Source organism: Microbacterium sp. MYb54 (assembly GCF_002979515.1).
Lineage (GTDB): Bacteria > Actinomycetota > Actinomycetes > Actinomycetales > Microbacteriaceae > Microbacterium.
The window spans coordinates 102,223-125,691 of the sequence record NZ_PCPA01000004.1 but is presented as its reverse complement, the minus strand read 5'-3'; the positions used below and the strand labels follow the sequence as shown (position 1 = coordinate 125,691).

Below are 23,469 nucleotides of genomic sequence, written 5' to 3'. Positions count from 1 at the left end.
GCACCGGATCGGCGGGCGTCAGCGTCCGAGCCACTCCATCGCCTTGTACCAGGTGAGCTGGTGGTAGCTCTGGCCGAGGAGGTCGCCCAGTCCATCGAGCGACAGGACGTGAACGGTGATCGCCTCGTTCTCGTCGAGCGCCTGCTCCGAGACGCGTGTGCATCCACGCGCGAGGAAATGGTGGACGCGATTCGTGTGGCTGCCGAAGTTCGCCCACGTCGCTCCGAGGTCGATGAGGTCGTCGGCCACGAAGCCGGTCTCCTCCAAGAGCTCCCGAGCCGCGGCATCCTCGGGCGTCTCGCCCGCCTCGACTCCCCCGCCGATGGTGCCGACGGCCACGACACCCGCACCGTGACGATACTCCTCGACCACGATCGCATCGTCGTTCCGGTCGAGCGCCAGCACCGAGATCCAGTCGCCATACTCCAGTACGTAGTACGGCGCTATCGAGTGTCCTTCGACGTCTTCGCAATCGTCGGCATGCAGCCGGATCCACCGATCAGCGACGAGCGTCTTTCGCGCCACCGTCTTCCAGGGAGCCGGCTCTGCGCTCATGCGCTCTTGCGCTTGCGCTCCATCACGATGGTGGGCGGTGCGCCTTCATCGACGGCCGCACGGGTCACGATGACCTTGGCGACGTCTTCCGCAGAGGGGATCTCGAACATGATCGGTCCGAGGACGTCTTCCAGGATCGCGCGGAGCCCTCGGGCACCGGTCTTGCGCTCGACGGCGAGGTCGGCGATGGAACGCAATGCCTCTTCTTCGAACTCGAGCTGCACACCGTCGATCTCGAACATGCGCTGGTACTGCTTCACCAGAGCGTTGCGCGGGCCGGTGAGGATCTCGATGAGGGCGGCCTGGTCGAGCGGCGAGACGGAGGTCACGACGGGCAGACGACCGATGAACTCGGGGATCAGACCGAACTTGTGCAGGTCCTCCGGCAGTACCTCGCTGAACAGGTCGAGGTCTTTGCCCTTGTCATGCAGCGGGGCACCGAAGCCGATGCCGTGCTTGCCGACACGAGCCGACACGATGTCTTCCAGGCCCGCGAAGGCACCGGCGACGATGAACAGCACGTTCGAGGTGTCGATCTGCAGGAACTCCTGGTGGGGGTGCTTGCGACCACCCTGCGGCGGCACCGATGCGACCGTACCCTCGATGATCTTCAGAAGCGCCTGCTGCACGCCCTCGCCCGAGACATCACGGGTGATCGAGGGGTTCTCGGCCTTGCGGGCGATCTTGTCGACCTCATCGATGTAGATGATGCCCTGCTCGGCACGCTTGACGTCGTAGTCGGCGGCCTGGATGAGCTTGAGGAGGATGTTCTCGACATCTTCTCCGACGTAGCCGGCCTCGGTCAGCGCCGTGGCGTCGGCGACGGCGAAGGGCACGTTGAGGCGCTTCGCGAGCGTCTGCGCGAGATACGTCTTGCCGCAGCCGGTCGGACCGATGAGCAGGATGTTGCTCTTCGCGATCTCGACCTCTTCGGCCTTCTGCTCGGCCGTCTGCAGAGTGCCGAGCGCGCGGACGCGCTTGTAATGGTTGTAGACGGCGACAGCAAGCGCCTTCTTGGCGGGCTCCTGGCCGACGACGTACTCCTCGAGGAACGAGAAGATCTCGCGCGGCTTGGGGAGTTCGAACTCCGCAACACCGTCAGCGGAAGACTCCGCCATCCGCTCCTCGATGATCTCGTTGCACAGCTCGACGCATTCGTCGCAGATGTACACGCCAGGGCCAGCGATGAGCTGCTGGACCTGCTTCTGACTCTTTCCGCAGAAAGAGCATTTGAACAGGTCAGCGCTTTCACCGATGCGGGCCATGCGCGTCCTCCTATGGGGGATCAGAGATCGTCCTCCGAGCCTAACCGCTGCATACGACACCGGGCCGCATTGGCGCGGACCGCGTTACGGATACCGGCGAGCTCGCGTCTGGGGCGAGTCGGATCCGGACTCACTGCGCGGGCAGGCAGCCTCCGTCCATGATGTATCCGCCCGCCTCGACGAGGACCGCGTCGTGACGCACCTCGCCGAACACGCATCCGCCCTCCGGCGCGGCGGCTCCGAACTCCACGGCACCCTCGTCACCGCGGACCACGGCGTCCGGGAGGCCGAGCTCCTGAAACGCCCCCTCGACGGCCTGGACCGAGATCTCGCCTTCCGCCCGCAGTGCTTCCAGACGCACACGAAGGTCGGACACCGGCTGCACCGCGGCTGCCGCCGCCTCGTCCGAGAGGTCCATGCGATCCCGATGTCGGTCGTTCTGCGCCATGGCGTGATCTGGATCGTACGGCGCGCATTCCGGGGGAAGCACCACACCGTCGATCTGGGGACACGCCGCCGTGGGCGTGGGCGCAGGCGTGGACGGAGTCTCGGCACCACCCGTCTCGGTCGACACCACGGCGCATCCCCCGAGCAAGAGTGCCCCGGCGAGCAGGAGCGACAAGAGCGCGGAAGGATTCCGACGTGGCGTGATCGTCATGCCGCCATGAAACCACAGTGTCGCTCCCGCAACGCCCCTTCGCGAGAAAGGGCCCTGCGGCGCGATGGTGCGCGGCAGGGCCCTTCATCGTTCCGACGTTCGTCAGACCATGCTCTTGGTGTGCCAGACGGTCTTGATCTCGGTGAAGGCGCCGATCCGCTCCGGAGAGGCGACGACCTCACCCGGCGTCAGGACGCGCTTGAGCGTCTCAGCCGCAGCGATCTGCATGTCGACCCAGTCGAGGCCCCCGGCACCGGCGAGGTCGAGAGCGTTCACGTCCTGATGGGAGGCGAGCCACGGTGCGATCTCCGCGGGAGAGCCCGTGAGCACGTTCACGACCCCGCCGGGGACGTCGCTCGTTGCCAGCACCTCGGCGAGGCTGATCGCAGACAGCGGATGCTGCTCGCTCGCGACGACCACGACCGCGTTCCCGGCGACCAGGGCTGGGGCGACGACCGACACCAGGCCGAGCAGCGCCGAGTCCTGGGGTGCGACGATCGCCACGACGCCGGTCGGCTCAGGAACCGAGATGTTGAAGTACGGGCCCGAGACGGGGTTCGCGTTGCCCGCCACCTGGGCGTACTTGTCGCACCAGCCGGCGTACCAGACCCAGAGGTCGATGGCCTCGTCGACCTGGGAGGCTGCGGCCGCGGACGACACGCCCTCCTGCGCGGAGATCTCGTCGATGAACTGCGCACGGCGACCCTCGAGCACCTCCGCGACGCGGTACAGGACCTGACCGCGGTTGTAGGCGGTCGCACCCGACCAGCCCTTGACAGCAGCGCGAGCGGCCACGACGGCGTCGCGGGCATCCTTGCGGGAGCCCTTCGCGGCGTTCGCGAGGAAAGCACCCTTCGCGGTGAGCACCTCGTACGTGCGGCCGGACTCGCTCCGCGGGAAGGCCCCGCCGATCGCCAGCTTGTACGTCTTCGGAACGGTCAGACGCTTGCTCATGCTGCGGCTCCCTTGAGGTAGGCGGTGAGGCCCTGGCGGCCGCCCTCGCGACCGAACCCGGACTCCTTGTAGCCGCCGAACGGGCTCGACGGATCGAAGCGGTTGAAGGTGTTGGCCCAGATGACACCGGCACGCAGGCGATCGGCCACTGCGAGGATGCGCGATCCCTTGTCGGACCAGATGCCGGCGGAGAGGCCGTAGGGCGTGTTGTTCGCCTTCGCGATCGCCTCGGCGGGCGTGCGGAAGGTGAGCACCGAGAGCACGGGTCCGAAGACCTCGTCACGGGCGATGCGATGCGACGCCTCGACGCCGGTGAAGATCGTCGGCGCGAACCAGAAGCCCTGCTCCGGAATCGCACAGTCGGCGGTCCAGCGCTCGGCACCCTCGGCCTCGCCGATGTCACTGAGTTCTCGGATGCGGGCGAGCTGTGCCGCGGAGTTGATCGCGCCGATGTCGGTGTTCTTGTCGAGCGGGTCGCCCAGACGAAGTGTCGAGAGGCGCGTCTTGAGCCGGTCGACGACCTCGTCGTGGATCGACTCCTGCACGAGCAGACGGCTTCCGGCACAGCACACGTGACCCTGGTTGAAGAAGATCCCGTTCACGATGCCTTCGACCGCCTGGTCGATGGGGGCGTCGTCGAACACGATGTTCGCAGCCTTGCCGCCGAGCTCGAGCGTCAGCTTCTTGTTCGTGCCCGCAACCGCCCGTGCGATGTCGCGGCCGACACCGGTCGAGCCGGTGAAGGCGATCTTGTCGACATCGGGGTGGCGCACGAGAGTCGACCCGGTGGAGCCGGCACCCGTCACGATGTTCACGACGCCCGCCGGAAGGTCGGCCTGCTGCAGGATCTCCGCGAAGATCAGCGCCGTGAGCGGCGTGGTCTCGGCGGGCTTGAGCACCACCGTGTTTCCGGCGGCGAGAGCGGGCGCGATCTTCCACGCGAGCATCAGCAGCGGGAAGTTCCACGGGATGATCTGACCGGCGACGCCAAGAGCGCGAGGGTTCGCACCCAACCCGGCGTGATCGAGCTTGTCAGCCCAACCCGCGTAGTAGAAGAACCAGGAGGCGACGAGCGGCACGTCGACATCGCGGCTCTCCTTGATCGGCTTGCCGTTGTCGAGGCTCTCGGCGACCGCGAGCTCACGAGCGCGCTCCTGCACGAGACGGGCGATGCGGAAGAGGTACTTCCCGCGGTCGCGGCCGCTCATCTTCGACCAGGTCTTCTCGTAGGCGCGACGAGCTGCAGCGACCGCACGGTCGACATCCTCGTCACTGGCCGAGGCGATCTCCGCGATGTGCTTCTCCGTCGCCGGGGAGATGGTGTTGAACGGTGTGCCGGAGCCGTCGACGAACTCGCCGTCGATGAACAGGCCGTAACTGTCCTTGAGGTTCAGGACGGCGGTGGACTCCGGTGCGGGAGCGTATTCCAGAAATGACATGTTCGTCTTCCCGTCAGTCGATCGTGACGTAGTCGGGGCCCGAGTAGTGGCCGGAGCTGAGCTTCTGGCGCTGCAGGAGCACGTCGTTGAGGAGGCTGGATGCGCCGAAGCGGAAGAGGTGCGGCTGGAGCCACTCCTCGCCCACGGTCTCGGCGACCGTGACGAGGTACTTCACCGCGTCCTTCGAGGTGCGGATCCCGCCGGCCGGCTTCACGCCGATCTTCTCGCCCGTGCCTCGATGCCAGTCGCGGACCGTCTCGAGCATGAGGAGAGTCGTCGGCAGCGTCGCGGCAGGCTGGACCTTGCCCGTCGAGGTCTTGATGAAGTCGCCGCCGGCCAGGATGCCGAGCCAGGAGGCGCGCTTGATGTTGTCGTAGGTGTTCAGCTCACCCGTCTCCAGGATCACCTTGAGAGAGGCGTACGAGCCGTCTTCGCGACGACAAGCGTCCTTCACCTGTGAGATCTGGTCGAAGACGAGGCCGTATCGTCCGGAGAGGAATGCTCCTCGGTCGATGACCATGTCGATCTCGTCCGCACCGGCGGCGACCGCCTCGGCGGTGTCGGCGAGCTTGATCGCGAGCGACGCGCGGCCGCTCGGGAACGCCGTGGCCACGGCGGCGACCGAGATCAGGCCGTCGTCGGGGTCGCCATGAAGGCTGCCGAGAGCGGTGACCGCGTCGCCGACCATGTCGCCGTAGACGCAGACCGCTGCGACCCGAGGGGTCGAGGCGTCGGCGGCGTCCGGGTTCTTGGCCTTCGCGACGAGCGAGCGCACCTTGCCTGGCGTGTCCGCGCCCTCGAGCGTGGTCAGGTCGATCAGCTTGATGATCGTGTCGAGCGCCCAGGCCTTCGACGTCGTCTTGATCGAGCGGGTGCCGAGCCCGGCAGCGCGCTGCTCGAGGCCGACGGCGTCCACGCCGGGAAGCCCGTGCAGGAAGCGCCGGAGCGTGGCGTCGTCGGGCTCTCCGCCGAGAACGTCCACCGCCGTCCTGCGGCTGAGTTCTTTGGTCGTCACTGTTCCTCCAACAATGCTCGTGCTGTGGTCTCATCGGTCACCAGAACGCCGCAAAGGCCACTGGTCACGACTGTGCGTGCGATGTCGTGCTTGGCGGGGCCGGCCGTGACGAAGATCGCACGGGCGGCTCCGCGCAGTCGGTCGAGCGAGACGCCGACCGTCCGCGCGTCGAGCTGCGAGTCGACGATGTTCCCCTCGGCGTCGACGTAGCGCCCGAGAACGTCACCGACCGCGCCGCGACGTGCGAGCTCGTCGACGTCCTCCGCACTGAGGTATCCGTTCTCGACGTGGGCGGACGAAGCATCGCAAGGTCCGGCGGTGAACAGGAACGCTTGCGCTTCGGCTGCTTCTTCGAGAACAGCCGCGACGGTGCGGTCGGACTCGATCGCCTGCTTCGTCTCCACTCGCTCGAGGATGGCGGGACTCGGCAGGAGTGAGACCTGGCCCGAGGCGCGCTGAGCGATCGTGACGGCGAGTCCGGCAGCGCCACCGGAGCGCCGGTTCAGGCTCACTCCCCCGTTGAGCTGCACGACGGTCACGCCGTTCGCCCATCCGTCCGGGAGCGCTTCCGCGACTGCGCGGAGCGTACGCCCCCAGCTCACGCCGAGTGTGCGAGGGACCGGCCGAAGCGCAGTCAGGAAATCTGCTGCGGCCTGCGCGACACGTTCGAGCGTGCCGTCATCTCCGTCCGGCGCGGGGACGACCACGGCATCCGTCAGTGCGAACCGCTCGACGAGGAGCCTTTCGAGGCCGAGGCGACGCGCACGCGGGTGCACGATCTCGATGCGCACGATGCCGCGCTCCTTGGCCTGCGTCAGCAGACGCCCGACCTTCCAGCGCGAGATCTTGAGGAGTCCGCCGATCTCGTCCTGGGTCTTGTCCTCGTCGTAGTACAGCTCGGCGACGCGAACCATGAGCAGATCTTCTTCCACGGCATCCTCCTTCCTCCCCCAGCGTAGGCCCAATCCCCCGTTCGCGCACCAACTTGCTCATATGCGCACTTCGGCCGGAGGCGTCTGCGCATTCGCCGGAAACGCCGAAAGGGCGCCCGTCATGATGACGGGCGCCCTTTCTGATCGAACGGGCTCAGACGCGCTTGCGCGAGGTGAGAACCTGATCGACGATGCCGTACTCCAGCGCCTGCGCGGCGGAGAGGATGTTGTCGCGGTCGATGTCGCGGTTGATCTGCTCGACGGGCTTGCCCGTGTGCTTCGCCATCGTCTCTTCGAGCCAGGTACGCATACGGAGGATCTCCGCCGCCTGGATCTCGATGTCGGATGCCTGTCCCTGACCGGCTTCGCCCATGGCGGGCTGGTGGATCAGAACGCGGGCGTTCGGCAGAGCCAGACGCTTTCCCGGTGCACCTGCAGCGAGCAGCACGGACGCCGCGGAGGCCGCCTGTCCGAGCACGACCGTCTGGATCTGCGGCGCGACGTACTGCATCGTGTCGTAGATCGCCGTCATCGCGGTGAACGAACCACCGGGCGAGTTGATGTACATCGTGATGTCGCGCTCGGCGTCCTGGCTCTCCAGAACGAGAAGCTGCGCCATCACGTCGTCCGCCGACGCATCGTCGACCTGGACACCCAGGAAGATGACGCGGTCTTCGAACAGCTTGTTGTACGGGTCCTGACGCTTGAAGCCGTATGCCGTGCGCTCCTCGAACTGCGGGAGAACGTAGCGGCTGGAAGGCATGTCGCCTGCGGATTGGAAAGTAGGGGTGTACATGTTGTCCTTTCGAATCCGGGTTACTCTGCGGCGTCCGCGGTACCGCCGCCACCGGCGACGTCACTGGCGTGCTCACGGATGTGATCGACGAAGCCGTAGGCGAGAGCCTCGTCCGCCGTGAACCAGCGGTCGCGGTCGCCGTCTTCGTTGATCTGCTCGACAGACTTGCCGGTCTGTCCTGCCGTGATCTCCGCCAGACGCTTCTTCATCGAGAGGATGAGTTGCGCCTGGGTCTGGATGTCGCTCGACGTGCCGCCGAAACCACCGTGCGGCTGGTGCAGGAGCACGCGGGCGTTCGGCGTGATGTAACGCTTGCCCTTGGTGCCACTGGTCAGCAGCAGCTGGCCCATCGATGCGGCCATGCCGATCCCGACCGTGACGATGTCGTTCGGGACGAACTGCATCGTGTCGTAGATCGCCATGCCTGCGGTGATGGAACCGCCGGGCGAGTTGATGTAGAGGTAGATGTCCTTCTCAGAGTCTTCTGCGGCGAGAAGAAGGATCTTCGCGCAGATCTCGTTGGCATTCTGGTCGCGCACCTCTGAGCCCAGCCAGATGATGCGATCTTTCAGCAGTCTGTCGAAGACGCTCGTTGCGACGAGGGGTTCTGCAGCCATGTCAGCTCCTGATTCTGTGTTTCAGTGATTCGAATCTACCGGCGTCAACGCGGCGCTCAGGCCGTGTTCGCCGTCGGCATATCAGGTGTCGGCGTCCGCGATCTCGAGGGCGTACGCCGTCATCGACCGGTGGTAGCGCGGGAGATGGGGAACCAGGGCCAGCAGAGCAACCGAAAGGCCCTGCGCCGGCTGCCCGGCACTGGCGAGGATGAGAGCGTGGACGGCGGCGACCGCGTCGCGGTACGGCCCCGATGCTGACAATTCCTCCTCGGCGACGACGACGGCGAGGGCTTCGTCGTACCGCCCGAGGTTGCGCAACGAGCTCGCCAGCTGGATCACGCACTGCGGTCGATGCTCGTCGTCGAGCCCCAGGACCAGTGCATGCCGGTACAGCTCCACGGCTTCGGCCGGCCGGCCAGCCGAATCCCGGGCGCCCGCGCGCTCGAACTCGGCGCGCGCGTCGTCCGTTCCACGCTCGGCGGCGAGGGTGTCGATGCGGGCGATCGTGTCGTCGCCGACCTCTTCTCCGCTCGCGTCCGCCCACACGGCTTCGATGCGCTCATCCCAGCTCTTCATCAGTGCGCTCTCCCCTCGATAGAAAAGAGGGCGGATGCCGCAGCATCCACCCTCTTCATTGGATCGTGTCCGATCACTCGGCCTTGTCAGCCGCCTTCTTGGCCGGAGCCTTCTTGGCGGCAGGCTTCTTCGCAGCGGGCTTCTCGGCCGGCTCGGCGTCATCAGCCGCATCGGCCTTCTTGGCCGGAGCCTTCTTGGCAGCAGGCTTCTTGGCCGGGGCCTTCTTGGCCGGCTTCTCCTCGGCCGCGGCCTCGGTGGTCTCGGCCTCGTCGTCAGTGACGATGAAGTCGGACAGATCGACGGCCTTGCCGTTGCTGTCCACGACCTTCACCTTGCCGAGCGCGACTGCGAGGGCCTTGTTGCGGGCGACCTCACCGACGAGCGCGGGGAGCTGGTTCGAGGACTGCAGAGCCTCGACGAACTCCTGCGGAGCCATGCCGTACTGCGAAGCCGACTGGATGAGGTACTGGCTGAGCTCCTCCTGCGACACCTGCACGTCGGCCTGCTCGGCGATCGTGTCGAGCAGCACCTGCGTGCGGAACTGCTTCTCGCTCGCCTCGGTGACCTCGGCACGGTGCTCGTCGTCTTCGAGGCGGCCTTCACCCTCGAGGTGGCTGTGCACCTCGTCTTCGATGAGCTGCGGCGGGACGGGGATCTCGATCTGCTCGAGGAGCGTCTCGACCAGCTTGTCGCGTGCGGCGGAGCCCTGCGTGAAGACGCCCTGCTGCGCGACGCGCTCGGCCAGGCTCTCGCGGAGCTCGGCGATCGTGTCGAACTCGCTCGCGATCTGAGCGAAGTCATCGTCGGCCTCGGGGAGCTCGCGCTCCTTGACCGCCTTGATGGTCACAGAGACCTCAGCCTCGGAGCCGGCGTGGTCGCCGCCCACGAGAGCGGAGCGGAACGTGGTGTCCTCACCGGCGGTGAGCGACTCGATCGCGTCGTCGATGCCCTCGAGCAGCTCGCCGGAGCCGATCTCGTACGAGACGCCCTCGGCACGGTCGATCTCGGCGCCGTCGATCGTGGCGACGAGGTCGAGCTCGACGAAGTCGCCCTTGGCGGCGGGACGGTCGACCGGAATGAGGGTGCCGAAACGAGCACGCATGTTGTCGAGCTCTGCATCGAGGGCGGCTTCGTCGGCCTCGACCGCGTCGACCGTCACCGTGATGCCGTCATAGGAGGGCAGCTCGATCTCGGGCCGGACGTCCACCTCGATGTCGACGAGCAGGTCGCCGGAGAAGTCCTTCTCGTTCGGCCACTGCGTGATGTCTGCGGCCGGGCGGCCGACGACGCGCAGCTTGTGCTCCACGGTCGCGTCGCGGAAGAACTTGTCGAGGCCCTCGTTGACGGCGTGCTCGATGACCGCGCCGCGCCCGATGCGCTGATCAATGATCGGAGCCGGGACCTTGCCCTTGCGGAAGCCGGGGATCGAGACGTCCTGAGCGATGTGCTCATAGGCGTGAGCGATGCTGGGCTTGAGGTCGTCCGGGGTGACCGTGATGCTGAGCTTGACCCGGGTCGGGGTCAGCTTCTCGACGGTGCTGTTCGCCATGCTGGTGTGTTCTCCTTGTGATTTCCGCTTCGAATCGCGGCTGTAAGGTCTGTGGGTCTGTGTCGGGGCGACAGGAGTTGAACCTGCGACCTCCCGCTCCCAAAGCGGGCGCTCTACCAAGCTGAGCTACGCCCCGGGGAATCCGCACGCGGATTCAGCCCCACCGAGTCTAACGGACCTGAGCATGCGTCAGAGTCCGGTATAGTCGATGAGTCGGCATCGAGCTTTCCAGAAGCTCGATTCCGGGGCTGTAGCTTAGTGGTAAAGCCTTAGTCTTCCAAACTAATGATGCGGGTTCGATTCCCGTCAGCCCCTCCGCTCGAGAAGGCCTCCACCATCGGTGGAGGCCTTCTCGCATCTGTGCCCGTCCCGTCGAATACGCTGACAGCATCGCTGCACACCGTCTCCGACCAGAAGGCACCATCGAATGGCCACGACGTGACCGACCAGACGCGGCCTGGCGCCGCCGAGCGTCCCTCGCCGCCCACGGTTGGCGGACACCTCCTGCCCGTGCAGTTCTCGGCAGGCGCCCTCTCCCCCGGCTCCTCGTCGAAGCCTCGGAAGAACCGCCGAGGCCTCGTCGTCGGCCTGCTCGGCGGCGCCACCGTGGTCGCCGCGCTGGCCATCACGCAGTTGACAGCCAACCTCGGCTACGACAGCACCGCGTCGGAGTACGCGGACGCTGCACAGGCCGCCACCACAGCGAAGGCTGAGGTCCGCACTGCCACCGCCGATCTGCGCGGCGCCACGGACGCGGGCGAACTCATCCTCGCCGGCGGGAACCAGCCGATCGCCGTAACGGCTGAGGTCGAAGCGGCGTTCTCGGCGGCGGTCGCGGCAGGCACTTCGGCAGCCTCCGACGCGGACGACATCCTCGGCACCGACATCCCCTCCGTCGGCGCGAAACCCTCGTGGTTCTGGGAGCTTTTCGGCGCCGCAGCCGAGCTGGAGCAGCACCGCGACGATGTGGACACTCTTTCCGACGAATTGACGACGGCGTCCGCCGATGTCTCTGCGGCGCAGAAGGAGATCACCGGCAGCGGCCTGGCTGTGATGACCGCGGCAGCCTCTGCAGCTCCCGCGTTCGAGACCGCACATCTCTCCGCCCGCAACGACGCCGTGGTAGCCCTCCGGGATGCGGCAGCGGATGCGACCGCCACCACGGCGCTCGACGAATCCGCGGCGACGAACTACCTGGCACTGCAGGAGGCAGCGGCACAGGTCGTCGCGACCGAGAACGAGGAACTGGCGGAGAAGGCGGGACCGCTCCTGAACGCGCGGCTCGAGGTCGAAGCCTTCGCCCGCTCATTGGCCCCCGGAGTGCTGTTGGACTTCGACTGGGCACCGGTCGTCAGCGGCGCCGGCTACAACGGCAGCATGGGCGGCTACACGACATGGTGGTGGGACGACCCCGGCCGCTCGACCATCGAACTCTCGAACTCGGTCGCAGAGCAATGGCCCGACGATCGGAGCAGGGCGCTCGTCGCGCATGAGGTGGGGCACGCGATCAGCGTGAAGTGCCAGGGCATGTACGACTCCTCCACGCAGGACAGCATCGAGAAGTGGGCAACCGCGTGGGCGATCAGCATGGGCTTCACCGACGATGCCAACGGCGTCTGGGCGTACGGATACCCGCCACAGAGCTACATCGATGCGGCGACAGGCTGCCGCTGAGTCCACGCCGGAGACGGAAGAAGCCGCCGCGATCACTCGCGGCGGCTTCTTCGATGTCAGGTCGAGGTTACTGGCCCCGACGCTCGCGCAGCTGCGTGAGCGCGTCGTCGAGAAGCTGAACGGCTTCTTCGTCGGTGCGACGCTCCTTCACGTAGGCGAGGTGAGTCTTGTACGGCTCCGCCTTCGCGAGCGCAGGAGGGTTCTCCTTGTCACGACCGGCCGGCAGGCCGGACTGCGGGTGATCGATCGTCTCCGGGATCTCCTCTTCGGGGAGACCGGCGGCGAAGTACCGGACGGTCTCGTTGCCGAGTCCATCCCAGTACGAGACCTTGATGCGATCGGCGTGATAGCCGTGGTCCTGCTCCCCCATCGGGCCGGAACCCACACGGGTTCCACGGATCGCGTTTCCACCGGTTGCCATCAGATGACCTCGAATTTCGTGATGAGGCCCAGCGCGACGATGGAGACGAACCATGTCAGAGCCAGGACGACGGTGAAGCGGTTCAGGTTCCGCTCCGCGAGCCCGGAAGAGCCGACCGCAGAGGTCATGCCTCCACCGAACATGTCGGAGAGGCCACCGCCGCGACCTTTGTGCAAGAGGATGAGGAGGGTCAGCAGAACGCTGGTGATGCCCAGCACGACCTGCAGGACGAACTCGAGAATTGCCACGAGAAAGAGCCTTTCGCTGGGGCCGGAACGCCCCCGTAACGGTCAAGTATACGGTGCAGCGGGGCCGTAGCCCCGCTGCACTCACACGCCGACGTGCTTCTCGAAGCGGATGATCGCGGCGAACTCGTCCACGACGAGGCTCGCCCCGCCGACCAGAGCGCCGTCCACATCGGGCTCGCGCATGAAGCTGGCGATGTTCGCCGCCTTCACCGAGCCGCCGTAGAGGATGCGAGTCCGTGCGGCAGCCTCGTCGCCGAGAACCTTCGCGACGACGGCACGCAGAGCGGCGCAGACATCCTGCGCCTGCTGCGGCGTCGCCGCCTGGCCGGAGCCGATCGCCCACACGGGCTCGTATGCGACGACGATATCCGCCTTCGGCGAGACGCCCTGGAGCGCCGCCTCGAGCTGACCGGCAGGAACGGCGCTGGCACCGAACTTCTCCAGGTCGGACGCGGTCTCTCCGACGCAGATCACCGGGACGAGGCCGTGCTTGAGTGACGCCTGCACCTTGGCCGCCACGACATCGTCGCCTTCGGCGTGGTACTCACGACGCTCCGAGTGGCCGATGATGACGTACTTCGCGTCCAGCTTCGCCAGGAACGCCCCGGACACCTCACCGGTGTACGCACCGGAGTCGTGCGCCGACACGTCCTGCGCACCGAGCGCGAAGGGGATCTTGTCCGCGTCGATGAGGGTCTGGACGCTGCGGATGTCGGTGAACGGCGGGAAGACCGCCACCTCGACCGAACCGTCTTCGTGCTTCGCGTCCTTCAACGTCCAGTGCAGCTTCTGCACGAACGCGACCGCCTGCAGGTGGTCGAGGTTCATCTTCCAGTTTCCCGCGATCAGCGGGGTACGAGTGTTCACGCCCATCCGAGCACCTCCAGGCCAGGTAGTTTCTTGCCCTCGAGGAATTCGAGGCTTGCACCGCCGCCGGTCGAGATGTGACCGAACTGGTCGTCGGTGAATCCGAGCTGACGCACGGCCGCCGCGGAGTCACCGCCGCCGACGACGCTGAGGCCGTCGACCTCGGTGAGCGCCTGTGCGACGGTCTTGGTACCGGCCGCGAACGCCGGGAACTCGAACACGCCCATCGGGCCGTTCCAGAACACGGTCTTCGACCCGCGGATGACCTCGGCGAAGTTCGCCGCCGTCTCGGGGCCGATGTCGAGGCCGATGCCCGACGCGCCGAACGGCGTGGACTCGATCGCATCGGATGCGGCGATCTCATGCGCCGCATCCGCACCGAAGGAAGCCGCGACGACGACATCGGTGGGGAGCACGAGCTCCACGCCGCGCTCTGCCGCCTCCGCGATGTAGCCGCGGACGGTCTCCAGCTGATCCTCTTCCAGCAGGCTCGATGCCACCGCGTGGCCCTGCGCCTTGAGGAAGGTGAACAGCATGCCGCCACCGACGAGAATCTTGTCCACCCGCGGAAGCAGGTGCGAGATGACTCCGAGCTTGTCGCTGACCTTCGAGCCGCCGAGGACGACCGCGTAGGGACGCTCCGGGTTCTCGGTCAGGCGGTCGAGCACGTCGAGCTCGGCCGCGATAAGCAGACCGGCTGCGGACGGGAGCAGTTCGGCGAGCTCGTACACGCTCGCCTGCTTGCGGTGCACGACGCCGAATCCGTCGGAGACGAGCACGTCGCCGAGTTCTGCGAGTTCGGCCGCGAAGGCCGCACGCGTTGCTTCGTCTTTCGAGGTCTCCCCCGGGTTGAACCGCAGGTTCTCGATGACGACGACTCCGCCGTCCTCGAGGGAGGCCACGGCGTCCTTCGCCGACTCGCCGACCGTGTCGCGCGCGAACGCGACCGGAGCGCCGAGCAGCTCGGAAAGACGCTGAGCCACCGGCTCGAGGCTGTACTGCGGGTCGGGCGCGCCTTCCGGCCGCCCGAGGTGAGAGCACACGACGACGCGGGCGCCCGCGTTGATGAGTGCGTTGAGGGTCGGCAGCGAGGCGCGGACACGGCCATCGTCCGTGATGATCCCGTCCCGGAGGGGGACATTGAGATCACAACGGACGATGACGCGCTTGCCCTCGAGCGACCCCAGAGTGTCCAGGGTGCGCAGAGTCATGTTTCTGAGCTTAGAGGCGCTCGGCCACGTACTCGGTCAGGTCGACGAGACGGTTGGAGTAACCCCACTCGTTGTCGTACCAGCTGGAGACCTTGATCAGGTTGCCGCTGACGTTGGTCAGCGTCGAGTCGAAGATCGACGAGTGCGGGTTGTGCACGATGTCGCTCGAGACGATCGGGTCCTCGTTGTACTGGAGGTATCCCGCGAGACGGCCGTCGGCCGCAGCCTTCTTGTAGGCCTCGTTGACCTCGTCGACCGTCAGGTTCTCGCGGTCGGTGATGAGGGTGAGGTCGACGATCGAACCGGTGGGAACCGGAACACGGTACGACGAGCCGCTCAGCTTGCCCTGAAGCTCCGGCAGAACCTCACCGATGGCCTTGGCCGCACCGGTCGATGCCGGAGTGATGTTGATCGCAGCGGCGCGTGCACGACGGAGGTCGCTGTGCGGGCCGTCCTGCAGGTTCTGGTCTGCGGTGTAGGCGTGCGCCGTCATCATGAAGCCGCGGTCGATGCCGAACGCGTCGTTGAAGACCTGTGCGAGCGGTGCGAGGCAGTTGGTGGTGCAGGACGCGTTGGAGATGATGTGATCCGTCTCCGGGTTGTACGTGTCCTCGTTCACGCCCATGACGAACGTTCCGTCGACGCCGGTGCCCGGAGCCGAGATGAGGACCTTCTTCGCGCCGGCCTCGATGTGCTTCTTGGCGAGCTCGGCCTTGGTGAAGAAGCCGGTGGACTCGATGACGATGTCGACACCCAGCTCGCCCCACCGGAGACCTGCGGGGTCGCGCTCGGCGAAGGCCTTGATGACCTTGCCGTTGACGGTGATGCTGTCGTCGTCGTAGCTGATCTCGGCGTCGAGGACGCCGCCGACCGAGTCGTACTTCAGCAGGTGCGCCAGGGTCTTGTTGTCGGTGAGGTCGTTGACGGCGACGATCTCAAGGTCCGCTCCCTGCGCGAGAGCCGCGCGGAAGTAGTTGCGTCCGATGCGGCCGAAGCCGTTGATACCGATCTTGACAGACACTCAGGTCTCCCTGTTTCTCGTGCGCCGCACGCAGCTTTCCAGCATGCATGTGGCGCGGGGTTTTTTGGCTGAGAGGGCGTCCCGACGAGCCGTGGCCCGTCGGGACGCGACCCGATTACGACAGTACCAGCAGGCCGTTCGTCTGCTTACGGGCGACCTCGAGGCGCTGGGCGACGTTCTCCCAGTTCGCGATGTTCCACGCAGCCTTGACGTAGTCGGCCTTGACGTTGAGGTAGTCGAGGTAGAAGGCGTGCTCCCACATGTCGAGCTGGAAGAGCGGGATGGTGCCCTGGGCGGTGTTGGACTGCTGGTCGAACAGCTGCTGGATGATCAGGCGCGAGCCGATCGAGTCCCAGCTGAGAACCGCCCAGCCGGAGCCCTGGATCCCGGTCGCCGCGGCGGTGAAGTGTGCCTGGAACTTCTCGAACGAGCCGAAGTACTCGTCGATGGCGGCCTTCAGCTCACCCTCGGGCTGGCCTCCGCCGTTCGGCGACAGGTTGGTCCAGAAGATCGAGTGGTTGACGTGACCGCCGAGGTTGAAGGCGAGGTCCTTCTCGAGCTTGTTGACGTTCGCGAGGTTGCCGCTGTCGCGCGCCTCTGCGAGCTGGTCGAGGGCGGTGTTCGCACCGGCGACGTAAGCCGCGTGGTGCTTGTCATGGTGCAGCTCCATGATCTTGCCGCTGATGTGCGGCTCGAGGGCTGCGAAGTCGTAGGGAAGGTCAGGGAGCGTGTAGGTCGCCATGTCGCTTTCATCCAATCCGCGCCGCGCCGCGGCGCTTGCCGATCCTCCGCGCCGCCGATGTGCGGCGTAGAGCGGACGTCTTTCATCCTACTGACGACAACGCGGCCGTGCGCCCGATCCTTCCGCCATATGACGAAGACCCGTCCCCGATGCATCGGGGACGGGCCTTCGTCGAGAGAGTGGGTCAGACGTCGAGTCCGACCGGGACAGCGTCCTCGGTACCCGGGATGCCCTCCTGCTGAGCTCGCTTGTCGGCCATCGCCAGGAGGCGGCGGATACGGCCCGCCACGGCGTCCTTCGTCAACGGCGGATCGGCATGGTGGCCGAGCTCGTCGAGGCTGGCATCCCGATGCGCGAGACGCAGTTCTCCAGCGACCTTCAGATGATCGGGCACCTCCTCGGCCAGGATCTCGAGCGCACGCTCTACACGCGCACATGCGGCGACCGCGGCCTGCGCGGAGCGACGCAGGTTGGCGTCGTCGAAGTTCACCAGGCGGTTGACCCCGGCCCGCACCTCACGGCGCTGACGGAGCTCTTCCCAGGCGATGGCGGTCTTGTGCGCGCCCATCTCGTTCAGGATCGTGCGGATCGACTCGCCCTCGCGCACGACGACGCGCGGCATCCCGCGCACCTCTCGGGCCTTTGCAGCCACGCCGAGACGGTGAGCGGCACCGACGAGAGCCATCGCCGCTTCCGAGGAGGGACAGACGACCTCGAGCATGGCGGAACGGCCGGGCTCGCTCAGGGTGCCGGCGGCCAGGAACGCACCACGCCACAGGCCTGCGACCTCGGCTCGAGAGCCGGTGGTGAGGCGGTTGGGCAGTCCCCGAACGGGGCGGCGGCGCTGATCGAGCAGCCCGGTCTGACGGGCGAGCGTCTCGCCCTGGGCGATGACGCGAACCGCCCAGCGCGCACCGTCGTTCGCGGTACTCGATTGGACTTGTGCGATCTCGGGTCGCACGCCGTAGATCTCAGCGAGGTCGCGCGCGACTCGACGCGCGAGCGTCTCCGCGTCCACCTCGGCCTCCACGGCCACGCGACCGGCGATCGAATGCAGACCGCCGGCGAACCGGAGGATCGCGGTCACTTCCGCCACCCGCACCGTGGGGGGTGCGGTGCGGATGCTGACCAGCTCGGCCTTGACGTCGGTGGTTAGTGCCACGACACTCCTTCACGTTCACGCGCCGGATCGCGACGCAAACGTCCAGCTTACTCGGCCGGGCGGCTCGCTATTCTCGGCCCAGGTCGCGGTGACGGACGTTCACGGCGACCCCGGGGATGGAGGCGAGCCTGCGCGCCAGCTCCTCCGACATCGCCACCGAGCGGTGTTTCCCGCCCGTGCAGCCGATCGCGATCGTCGAGTGACTCTTGTTCTCGCGCTGATACCCCTCGAGCACCGGCACCAGGGCCGCCGAATAGGCGTCGAGGAACTCCTTCGCACCCTGACGTGAGAGGACGTACTCTCGGACCGTCTCGTCCTGGCCGGTCAGGCCGCGGAGCTCTTCGTTCCAGAACGGGTTCGGCAGGAACCGCATGTCTGCGACGATGTCGACGTCGGTCGGCAGCCCGTACTTGAACCCGAAGCTGAGCAGGGTGACGCGGTGCCGCGCCTCGCCCTCGGCCGAGAAGATGTCCGAGACCTGCGTGGCCAGCTGGTGGATGTTGAGAGTCGACGTATCGATCACGAGATCGGCAGCTTCGCGGATCGGTGCGAGCCTGGCGCGCTCGATGCGGATGCCGTCGAGCAGGGTGCCTTCGCCCTGCAGCGGATGCGGTCGACGCACCGACTCGAACCGACGCACGAGCACGTCGTCGGACGCATCAAGGAAGAGCACCCTGACGGAACCGCGTGAGCGCAGTGCACGCGCAACCCCGGGAAAATCGTCGAAGAGATTGCGTCCGCGAACATCGACCACCGCTGCGACCTTGGGCAGAGCGGTGCCGCCCATGTCGGTGAGATCCAGCAGGGGCCGCAGGATCTGCGGGGGCAGGTTGTCGACGACATACCAGCCGAGATCCTCGAGTGCGTTCGCCACGGTCGTCCGGCCCGCGCCGGACATCCCAGTGACGATGAGGAACTCGCCCTTCTCGCCGTCAACCATTGCTCAGTACTCCCTCTCCCCCTCGGTCTCCAGCCTAGCGAGTGGACAGGTGCGTGTGGATGTTCTGAGCGAGTACCGGGCCGATCCCTTGGACTTCTTCGATCTGTCCCGGCTCGGCGGCACGAAGAGCGGTGACGGACCCGAAGTGCTTCAACAGCACCTTGATGCGCGCGGCACCGAGCCCTGGCACTTCGGCGAGCACAGAGGAGATGTCGTTGCGCCGCTTCCTGCGCTGGTGCGTGATCGCGAATCGATGCGCTTCGTCGCGCAGTCGCTGCAGCAGGTACAGCGCCTCGCTCGTGCGCGGCAGGATCACCGGGAAGTCGTCGCCGGGGAGCCACACCTCTTCGAGCCGCTTGGCGATGCCGCACACGGCGATCTCGGTGTGTCCGGCATCACGGAGTGCTCTGGCTGCCGCCTCGACCTGCGGCTTGCCGCCGTCGACGAGGAGCAGTTGAGGCGGGTAGGCGAAGCGGGGCTTACGACGCGCCGTGGCCTCGCCGAGGTCTTCGGCGACGACGTCCTCCGTCGTCGGATCGATGATCTCCAGCTCTTCGGGCCGGTCGAGATAGGCGAGCCGTCGCCGAAGCACCTGGTACATCGAGTCGGTGTCGTCGGTCGTCTCGGCGATGTTGAAGGATCGGTACTGGTCTTTGCGCGCCAGCCCGTCTTCGAAGACGACCATCGACGCGACGACGTTCGTGCCGCCGAGGTGCGAGATGTCGAAGCACTCGATACGCAACGGCGCCTCGGTCATCCCCAATGCATCCTGCAGATCGGTGAGTGCCTGAGTACGGGCGACGTAGTCGGTCGTACGCCGCGTCTTATGCCTGATCAGCGCCTGCTGGGCGTTGAGGCTCGCCGTGCGCATCAGATCGGCGCGCTGGCCGCGCTGGGCGACGGCGATCTCGACCTTCTTGCCCCGACGTTCCCGCAGCCACAGTTCGAGTTCTGCGGCGTCGTCGGGGAGCGTGGGGACGAGGATGCGACGGGGCACGTCCTGCGCGTCACCGTACGCCTGCTGCAGCACCTGATCGACGAGTTCGGCGCTCGTGATGTCGATCTCCTTCTCGATCGTCAGTGCCCGCACACCGCGCACGCGACCGCCGCGGATCACGAAGTGCTGCACCGCCGCAGCGAGCTCGTCCTCGGCGATGCCGAACAGGTCGGCGTCCTCGTCGCTGGCGAGCACCAGTGCGCTCTTGCCGAGAACGGCCTCGATCGCGGAGAGCTTGTCGCGGTACTTCGCTGCGGCTTCATAGTCCATCGCCGCGGACGCAGCCAGCATCCGCTTGGTGAGTTCCCGCGTGAATCGCTCGTCGCCACCCGCCATGAAAGCGACGAAATCGTCGACCATCGCCCGGTGCTCTTCGATCGTCACCGTCATCGAGCACGGGCCGCCGCACTTGCCGATCTGGCCGGGGAAGCACGGGCGTCCCGTCTGCATGGCGCGCTTGTAGCTGGCGTCGCTGCAGGTCCTGATCGGGAAGGCCATGACCATCAGGTCGATCGTCTCGTGCACCGCCCACACCTTCGGGTAAGGGCCGAAGTAGCGTGCGCCGGGAATCTTCCTGTTTCGGGTCACCAGCACACGGGGAGCCTCATCGCCGAGAGTCACCGCCATGAACGGGTAGGACTTGTCGTCCTTGTATCGAACGTTGAAGGGCGGATCGAACTCCTTGATCCACATGTACTCGAGTTGCAGCGAGTCGACATCGGTCGGCACGACGGTCCACTCGACCGAAGCTGCCGTGGTGACCATCCGTCGCGTGCGCTCGTGGAGCGTGCGCAACGGCGCGAAGTAGTTCGAGAGACGCTGACGCAGGTTCTTCGCCTTGCCGACGTAGAGCACCCGGCCCGAGGCGTCACGAAAGCGGTACACGCCGGGGTCGGTGGGAATCTCCCCCGGCCGAGGCTTGTACGCCAGTACGTCGGCCATCAGCTGGCCTTCCGCGCGGAGCGCCCCTCACCCAGGATCTCGGCGAGGAACAGCCCGGTGTGGCTCTCTTCGACGCGTGCGATCTGCTCCGGTGTGCCCGTGGCGAGGATCTGTCCGCCGCCGGAACCGCCCTCGGGCCCGAGATCGATCACCCAGTCGGCCGACTTGATCACATCGAGGTTGTGCTCGATGACGATGACCGTATTGCCCTTTTCGACGAGACCATTGAGCACCTCGAGGAGCTTTCGGACGTCTTCGAAGTGCAGACCCGTGGTCGGCTCGTCGAGAACGTAGATGCTGCGACCGTTGCTGCGGCGCTGGAGTTCGGTAGCCAGCTTGACGCGCTGCGCCTCGCCACCGGACAGCGTCGTCGACGACTGACCGAGCCGCACGTAGCCGAGGCCCACGTCGACGAGCGTCTTCATGTAGCGATGAATCGCCTGGATCGGTTCGAAGAAGTCGGCCGCCTCCTCGATCGGCATCTCGAGCACCTCGGCGATGTTCTTGCCCTTGTAGTGCACAGCCAGCGTGTCGCGGTTGTAGCGCTTGCCGTGACAGACCTCGCAGTCGACGTACACGTCGGGCAGGAAGTTCATCTCGATCTTGATCGTGCCGTCACCGGAGCACGCCTCGCAGCGGCCGCCCTTGACATTGAAGCTGAACCGGCCGGGCTGGTAGCCACGGACCTTCGCTTCCGGCGTCTCGCTGAAGAGCGTGCGGATGCGATCGAACACTCCGGTATAGGTCGCCGGGTTCGACCGCGGGGTGCGGCCGATCGGCGCCTGGTCGACGTGCACGACCTTGTCGAGGTTGTCGAGCCCGGTCACCCGCGTGTGCTTGCCCGGAACCGTACGGGCGCCGTTCAATCGCGAAGCCAGCACCTGGTAGAGGATGTCGTTCACGAGCGAGGACTTACCTGAGCCGCTGACCCCGGTGACCGCGGTGAGCACGCCGAGCGGGAAGTCGGCGGTGACGTTTCGGAGGTTGTTGGCGCGCGCGCCCACGACGCTCACCATCCGCTTCTTGTCGATCTTGCGGCGCTTCTTCGGCATCGGGATCTCACGGCGACCGGAGAGGTACTCCCCCGTCATCGAGGCGCTGTCGTTGAGCAGTGCCGAGTACGGACCGGAGTGCACGACCTCGCCGCCGTTCACACCGGCGCCGGGGCCGATGTCGACGACCCAGTCGGCCGCTTCGATCGTCTCTTCGTCGTGCTCGACCACGATCAGCGTGTTGCCGAGGTCGCGCAGTTTCAGCAGCGTGTCGATGAGGCGGCGGTTGTCGCGCTGATGCAGACCGATCGACGGCTCGTCGAGCACGTAGAGCACCCCGGTCAGACCGGAGCCGATCTGCGTCGCCAGACGGATGCGCTGCGCCTCACCGCCCGAAAGCGAACCGGCCGAACGGCTGAGGTTGAGGTACGAGAGACCCACCTGCAGCAGGAAGTCGAGACGGAGACGAATCTCACGGAGCACCTGCGCGGCGATCTTCGCTTCACGGTCGGTCAGCGTGAGGGTCTCCATGAAGGCGCGAGCGTCGGCGAGGCTGAGGTGTGAGACCTCGGCGATCGAGTGGCCGTGCACCTGCACGGCGAGGACCTCGGGCTTGAGCCTGTTGCCATCGCACACGGGGCACGGCACCTCGCGGAGGTACTCGCCCCACCGGCCGCGCTGGGTGTCGGACTCGGCCTGCAGGTACTGTCGCTCGATGTACGGCACGACGCCTTCGAACCCGGATGTGTACCGCATCTCGCGGCCGTAGCGGTTCTTCCACTTGACGGAGACCTTGTAGTTCTCGCCGCGCAGCACCGCATTCTGCACGTCGGAGTGGAGTTTGCGCCACGGCGTGTCCAGCGAGAAGTCGAGGTCGTTCGAGAGTCCTTCGAGCAGTCGCTCGTAGTACTGGAAAAGTCCCTTGCCCTGCGTGGTCCACGGGATGATGACGCCCTCGCGGATCGAGAGGTCTTCATCGCCGAGCATCAGATCGACGTCGACGGACATGCGCGTGCCGAGCCCGGAGCATGCCGGGCACGCTCCGAACGGCGCGTTGAACGAGAACGTACGCGGTTCGATCTCGGTGAGAGTGAGGGCATGGCCGTTCGGGCAGGCCAGCTTCTCGGAGAACGTCTGCCACGCGTCGTCGCCCTCGCCGTCGACGTAGTTGATCTGCACCACTCCCCCCGCGAGTCCGAGAGCGGTCTCGACCGAGTCGGTGACGCGTCCGAGGATGTCGTCGGACGCCACCAGCCGGTCTACCACCACGGCGATGTCGTGCTTGTAGCTCTTCTTCAACGTGGGCGGCTCGGCGAGCTGGATGAGGTCACCGTCGACGATCGCCCGCGAATAGCCCTTCGCGCCGAGCTCACGGAACAGGTCGACGAACTCGCCCTTCTTCTGCGAGACGATCGGCGCGACCACCTGATAGCGCGTGCGCTCGGGGAGCTCCATGAGCTGGTCGGCGATCTGCTGCACCGTCTGACGCTGGATCCGCTCGCCACACTCGGGGCAGTGCGGGATGCCGATGCGCGCCCAGAGCAGACGCATGTAGTCGTAGATCTCGGTGATCGTGCCGACGGTCGACCGCGGGTTGCGGTTCGTCGACTTCTGGTCGATCGAGACGGCGGGGCTCAACCCCTCGATGAAGTCGACGTCTGGCCGATCGACCTGACCGAGGAACTGGCGCGCATACGCGCTCAGCGATTCGACGTAGCGACGCTGCCCTTCGGCGAAGATCGTGTCGAACGCGAGGCTGGACTTTCCCGACCCGGACAAGCCGGTGAACACGACGAGAGAGTCGCGCGGAATGTCGATGTCGACGTTCTTGAGGTTGTGAACGCGGGCACCGCGAACACTGAGTTTTCCGGCGGAGGCAACGGGGACGATGGGCAC

22 protein-coding genes and 2 tRNA genes are annotated in these 23,469 nt (G+C 66.5%); 2 read left to right on the top strand and 22 right to left on the bottom strand.

Annotated features, from left to right (window positions below):
* Positions 1 to 18: 18 nt before the first annotated feature.
* The 12 genes from CQ040_RS06180 to CQ040_RS06125 all read right to left on the bottom strand — a co-directional run bounded on the left by CQ040_RS06180 (position 19) and on the right by CQ040_RS06125 (position 10,492).
* Positions 19 to 555, bottom strand: a complete 537-nt coding sequence (locus tag CQ040_RS06180) for an NUDIX hydrolase (protein WP_105525771.1) — start codon at positions 553 to 555, stop codon at positions 19 to 21.
* Complete coding sequence (clpX, locus tag CQ040_RS06175; protein WP_028501581.1) at positions 552 to 1,820, bottom strand: ATP-dependent Clp protease ATP-binding subunit ClpX; 1,269 nt, start codon at positions 1,818 to 1,820, stop codon at positions 552 to 554. The genes CQ040_RS06180 and clpX overlap by 4 nt, the downstream gene beginning before the upstream one ends.
* 130 nt (positions 1,821 to 1,950) lie before the next feature.
* Positions 1,951 to 2,478, bottom strand: coding sequence for a hypothetical protein (locus CQ040_RS06170; RefSeq protein WP_105525770.1), 528 nt, complete (start codon positions 2,476 to 2,478; stop codon positions 1,951 to 1,953).
* A 102-nt stretch (positions 2,479 to 2,580) separates the two neighbouring features.
* A complete protein-coding gene (locus CQ040_RS06165) occupies positions 2,581 to 3,432 on the bottom strand; it encodes an aldehyde dehydrogenase family protein (RefSeq protein ID WP_105525769.1) in 852 nt (283 codons plus the stop codon).
* Positions 3,429 to 4,871, bottom strand: a complete 1,443-nt coding sequence (locus tag CQ040_RS06160; RefSeq protein ID WP_028501578.1) for an aldehyde dehydrogenase family protein — start codon at positions 4,869 to 4,871, stop codon at positions 3,429 to 3,431. The genes CQ040_RS06165 and CQ040_RS06160 overlap by 4 nt, the downstream gene beginning before the upstream one ends.
* Before the next feature lie 13 nt (positions 4,872 to 4,884).
* On the bottom strand, positions 4,885 to 5,886 hold the full coding sequence (gene deoC, locus CQ040_RS06155; RefSeq protein WP_105525768.1) for a deoxyribose-phosphate aldolase: 1,002 nt from the start codon (positions 5,884 to 5,886) through the stop codon (positions 4,885 to 4,887).
* Complete coding sequence (locus CQ040_RS06150; protein ID WP_028501576.1) at positions 5,883 to 6,818, bottom strand: sugar-binding transcriptional regulator; 936 nt, start codon at positions 6,816 to 6,818, stop codon at positions 5,883 to 5,885. Before CQ040_RS06150 ends, deoC begins: the two co-directional genes overlap by 4 nt.
* A 154-nt stretch (positions 6,819 to 6,972) precedes the next feature.
* Positions 6,973 to 7,614 carry an ATP-dependent Clp protease proteolytic subunit gene (locus tag CQ040_RS06145; protein WP_028501575.1) on the bottom strand — a complete coding sequence of 214 codons (642 nt, stop codon included), beginning with the start codon at positions 7,612 to 7,614 and terminating at the stop codon, positions 6,973 to 6,975.
* A gap of 20 nt (positions 7,615 to 7,634) precedes the next feature.
* Complete coding sequence (locus tag CQ040_RS06140) at positions 7,635 to 8,231, bottom strand: ATP-dependent Clp protease proteolytic subunit (RefSeq protein WP_028501574.1); 597 nt, start codon at positions 8,229 to 8,231, stop codon at positions 7,635 to 7,637.
* Positions 8,232 to 8,312: 81 nt separating this feature from the next.
* Positions 8,313 to 8,807 (bottom strand): tetratricopeptide repeat protein, encoded by a 495-nt coding sequence (locus tag CQ040_RS06135; RefSeq protein ID WP_105525767.1) that lies wholly within the window; start codon positions 8,805 to 8,807, stop codon positions 8,313 to 8,315.
* Between the two features lie 73 nt (positions 8,808 to 8,880).
* Positions 8,881 to 10,356, bottom strand: a complete 1,476-nt coding sequence (gene tig, locus CQ040_RS06130; RefSeq protein ID WP_105525766.1) for a trigger factor — start codon at positions 10,354 to 10,356, stop codon at positions 8,881 to 8,883.
* Between the two features lie 62 nt (positions 10,357 to 10,418).
* Positions 10,419 to 10,492 (bottom strand) — tRNA-Pro (locus tag CQ040_RS06125).
* Positions 10,493 to 10,600: 108 nt separating this feature from the next.
* On the opposite strand from CQ040_RS06125, the gene CQ040_RS06120 reads away from it, so the two are divergent.
* Positions 10,601 to 10,671, top strand: a tRNA-Gly gene (locus CQ040_RS06120).
* A 123-nt stretch (positions 10,672 to 10,794) separates the two neighbouring features.
* Positions 10,795 to 12,030, top strand: a complete 1,236-nt coding sequence (locus CQ040_RS06115) for a hypothetical protein (protein WP_146113845.1) — start codon at positions 10,795 to 10,797, stop codon at positions 12,028 to 12,030.
* A 67-nt stretch (positions 12,031 to 12,097) separates the two neighbouring features.
* Here the strand turns inward: CQ040_RS06115 and CQ040_RS06110 are convergent, their stop codons facing one another.
* From CQ040_RS06110 to uvrA, 10 genes are all read right to left on the bottom strand, one after another.
* On the bottom strand, positions 12,098 to 12,451 hold the full coding sequence (locus CQ040_RS06110) for an RNA polymerase-binding protein RbpA (RefSeq protein ID WP_028501571.1): 354 nt from the start codon (positions 12,449 to 12,451) through the stop codon (positions 12,098 to 12,100).
* Positions 12,451 to 12,699 carry a preprotein translocase subunit SecG gene (secG, locus tag CQ040_RS06105; RefSeq protein WP_017202783.1) on the bottom strand — a complete coding sequence of 83 codons (249 nt, stop codon included), beginning with the start codon at positions 12,697 to 12,699 and terminating at the stop codon, positions 12,451 to 12,453. Before secG ends, CQ040_RS06110 begins: the two co-directional genes overlap by 1 nt.
* Before the next feature lie 81 nt (positions 12,700 to 12,780).
* Positions 12,781 to 13,572, bottom strand: a complete 792-nt coding sequence (gene tpiA, locus CQ040_RS06100) for a triose-phosphate isomerase (protein ID WP_105525764.1) — start codon at positions 13,570 to 13,572, stop codon at positions 12,781 to 12,783.
* Positions 13,563 to 14,777, bottom strand: coding sequence for a phosphoglycerate kinase (locus CQ040_RS06095; RefSeq protein WP_105525763.1), 1,215 nt, complete (start codon positions 14,775 to 14,777; stop codon positions 13,563 to 13,565). The genes tpiA and CQ040_RS06095 overlap by 10 nt, the downstream gene beginning before the upstream one ends.
* A 10-nt stretch (positions 14,778 to 14,787) precedes the next feature.
* The gene (gene gap, locus CQ040_RS06090; protein ID WP_105525762.1) at positions 14,788 to 15,798 is read right to left on the bottom strand and encodes a type I glyceraldehyde-3-phosphate dehydrogenase; all 1,011 of its coding nucleotides are present in this window, start codon (positions 15,796 to 15,798) and stop codon (positions 14,788 to 14,790) included.
* A 115-nt stretch (positions 15,799 to 15,913) separates the two neighbouring features.
* Entirely contained in the window at positions 15,914 to 16,540 is a 627-nt protein-coding gene (locus tag CQ040_RS06085; RefSeq protein WP_105525761.1) for a superoxide dismutase, read from the bottom strand.
* 184 nt (positions 16,541 to 16,724) lie between these two features.
* Entirely contained in the window at positions 16,725 to 17,702 is a 978-nt protein-coding gene (gene whiA, locus CQ040_RS06080) for a DNA-binding protein WhiA (RefSeq protein WP_105525760.1), read from the bottom strand.
* Between the two features lie 67 nt (positions 17,703 to 17,769).
* Complete coding sequence (gene rapZ, locus CQ040_RS06075) at positions 17,770 to 18,642, bottom strand: RNase adapter RapZ (RefSeq protein WP_105525759.1); 873 nt, start codon at positions 18,640 to 18,642, stop codon at positions 17,770 to 17,772.
* 34 nt (positions 18,643 to 18,676) lie between these two features.
* Positions 18,677 to 20,581: an excinuclease ABC subunit UvrC gene (gene uvrC, locus CQ040_RS06070; RefSeq protein ID WP_105525758.1), complete on the bottom strand. Its 1,905-nt coding sequence runs from the start codon at positions 20,579 to 20,581 to the stop codon at positions 18,677 to 18,679.
* A complete protein-coding gene (uvrA, locus tag CQ040_RS06065; protein WP_105525757.1) occupies positions 20,581 to 23,469 on the bottom strand; it encodes an excinuclease ABC subunit UvrA in 2,889 nt (962 codons plus the stop codon). Before uvrA ends, uvrC begins: the two co-directional genes overlap by 1 nt.

Bases quoted from the DNA above. Each gene is read 5' to 3' on its own strand.
- CQ040_RS06180 (WP_105525771.1), bottom strand. From the start codon at position 555: ATGAGCGCAGAGCCGGCTCCCTGGAAGACGGTGGCGCGAAAGACGCTC.
- clpX (WP_028501581.1), bottom strand. From the start codon at position 1,820: ATGGCCCGCATCGGTGAAAGCGCTGACCTGTTCAAATGCTCTTTCTGC.
- CQ040_RS06170 (WP_105525770.1), bottom strand. From the start codon at position 2,478: ATGACGATCACGCCACGTCGGAATCCTTCCGCGCTCTTGTCGCTCCTG.
- CQ040_RS06165 (WP_105525769.1), bottom strand. From the start codon at position 3,432: ATGAGCAAGCGTCTGACCGTTCCGAAGACGTACAAGCTGGCGATCGGC.
- CQ040_RS06160 (WP_028501578.1), bottom strand. From the start codon at position 4,871: ATGTCATTTCTGGAATACGCTCCCGCACCGGAGTCCACCGCCGTCCTG.
- CQ040_RS06145 (WP_028501575.1), bottom strand. From the start codon at position 7,614: ATGTACACCCCTACTTTCCAATCCGCAGGCGACATGCCTTCCAGCCGC.
- CQ040_RS06140 (WP_028501574.1), bottom strand. From the start codon at position 8,231: ATGGCTGCAGAACCCCTCGTCGCAACGAGCGTCTTCGACAGACTGCTG.
- CQ040_RS06135 (WP_105525767.1), bottom strand. From the start codon at position 8,807: ATGAAGAGCTGGGATGAGCGCATCGAAGCCGTGTGGGCGGACGCGAGC.
- tig (WP_105525766.1), bottom strand. From the start codon at position 10,356: ATGGCGAACAGCACCGTCGAGAAGCTGACCCCGACCCGGGTCAAGCTC.
- CQ040_RS06110 (WP_028501571.1), bottom strand. From the start codon at position 12,451: ATGGCAACCGGTGGAAACGCGATCCGTGGAACCCGTGTGGGTTCCGGC.
- tpiA (WP_105525764.1), bottom strand. From the start codon at position 13,572: ATGGGCGTGAACACTCGTACCCCGCTGATCGCGGGAAACTGGAAGATG.
- CQ040_RS06095 (WP_105525763.1), bottom strand. From the start codon at position 14,777: ATGACTCTGCGCACCCTGGACACTCTGGGGTCGCTCGAGGGCAAGCGC.
- CQ040_RS06085 (WP_105525761.1), bottom strand. From the start codon at position 16,540: ATGGCGACCTACACGCTCCCTGACCTTCCCTACGACTTCGCAGCCCTC.
- rapZ (WP_105525759.1), bottom strand. From the start codon at position 18,642: ATGGTTGACGGCGAGAAGGGCGAGTTCCTCATCGTCACTGGGATGTCC.
- uvrC (WP_105525758.1), bottom strand. From the start codon at position 20,581: ATGGCCGACGTACTGGCGTACAAGCCTCGGCCGGGGGAGATTCCCACC.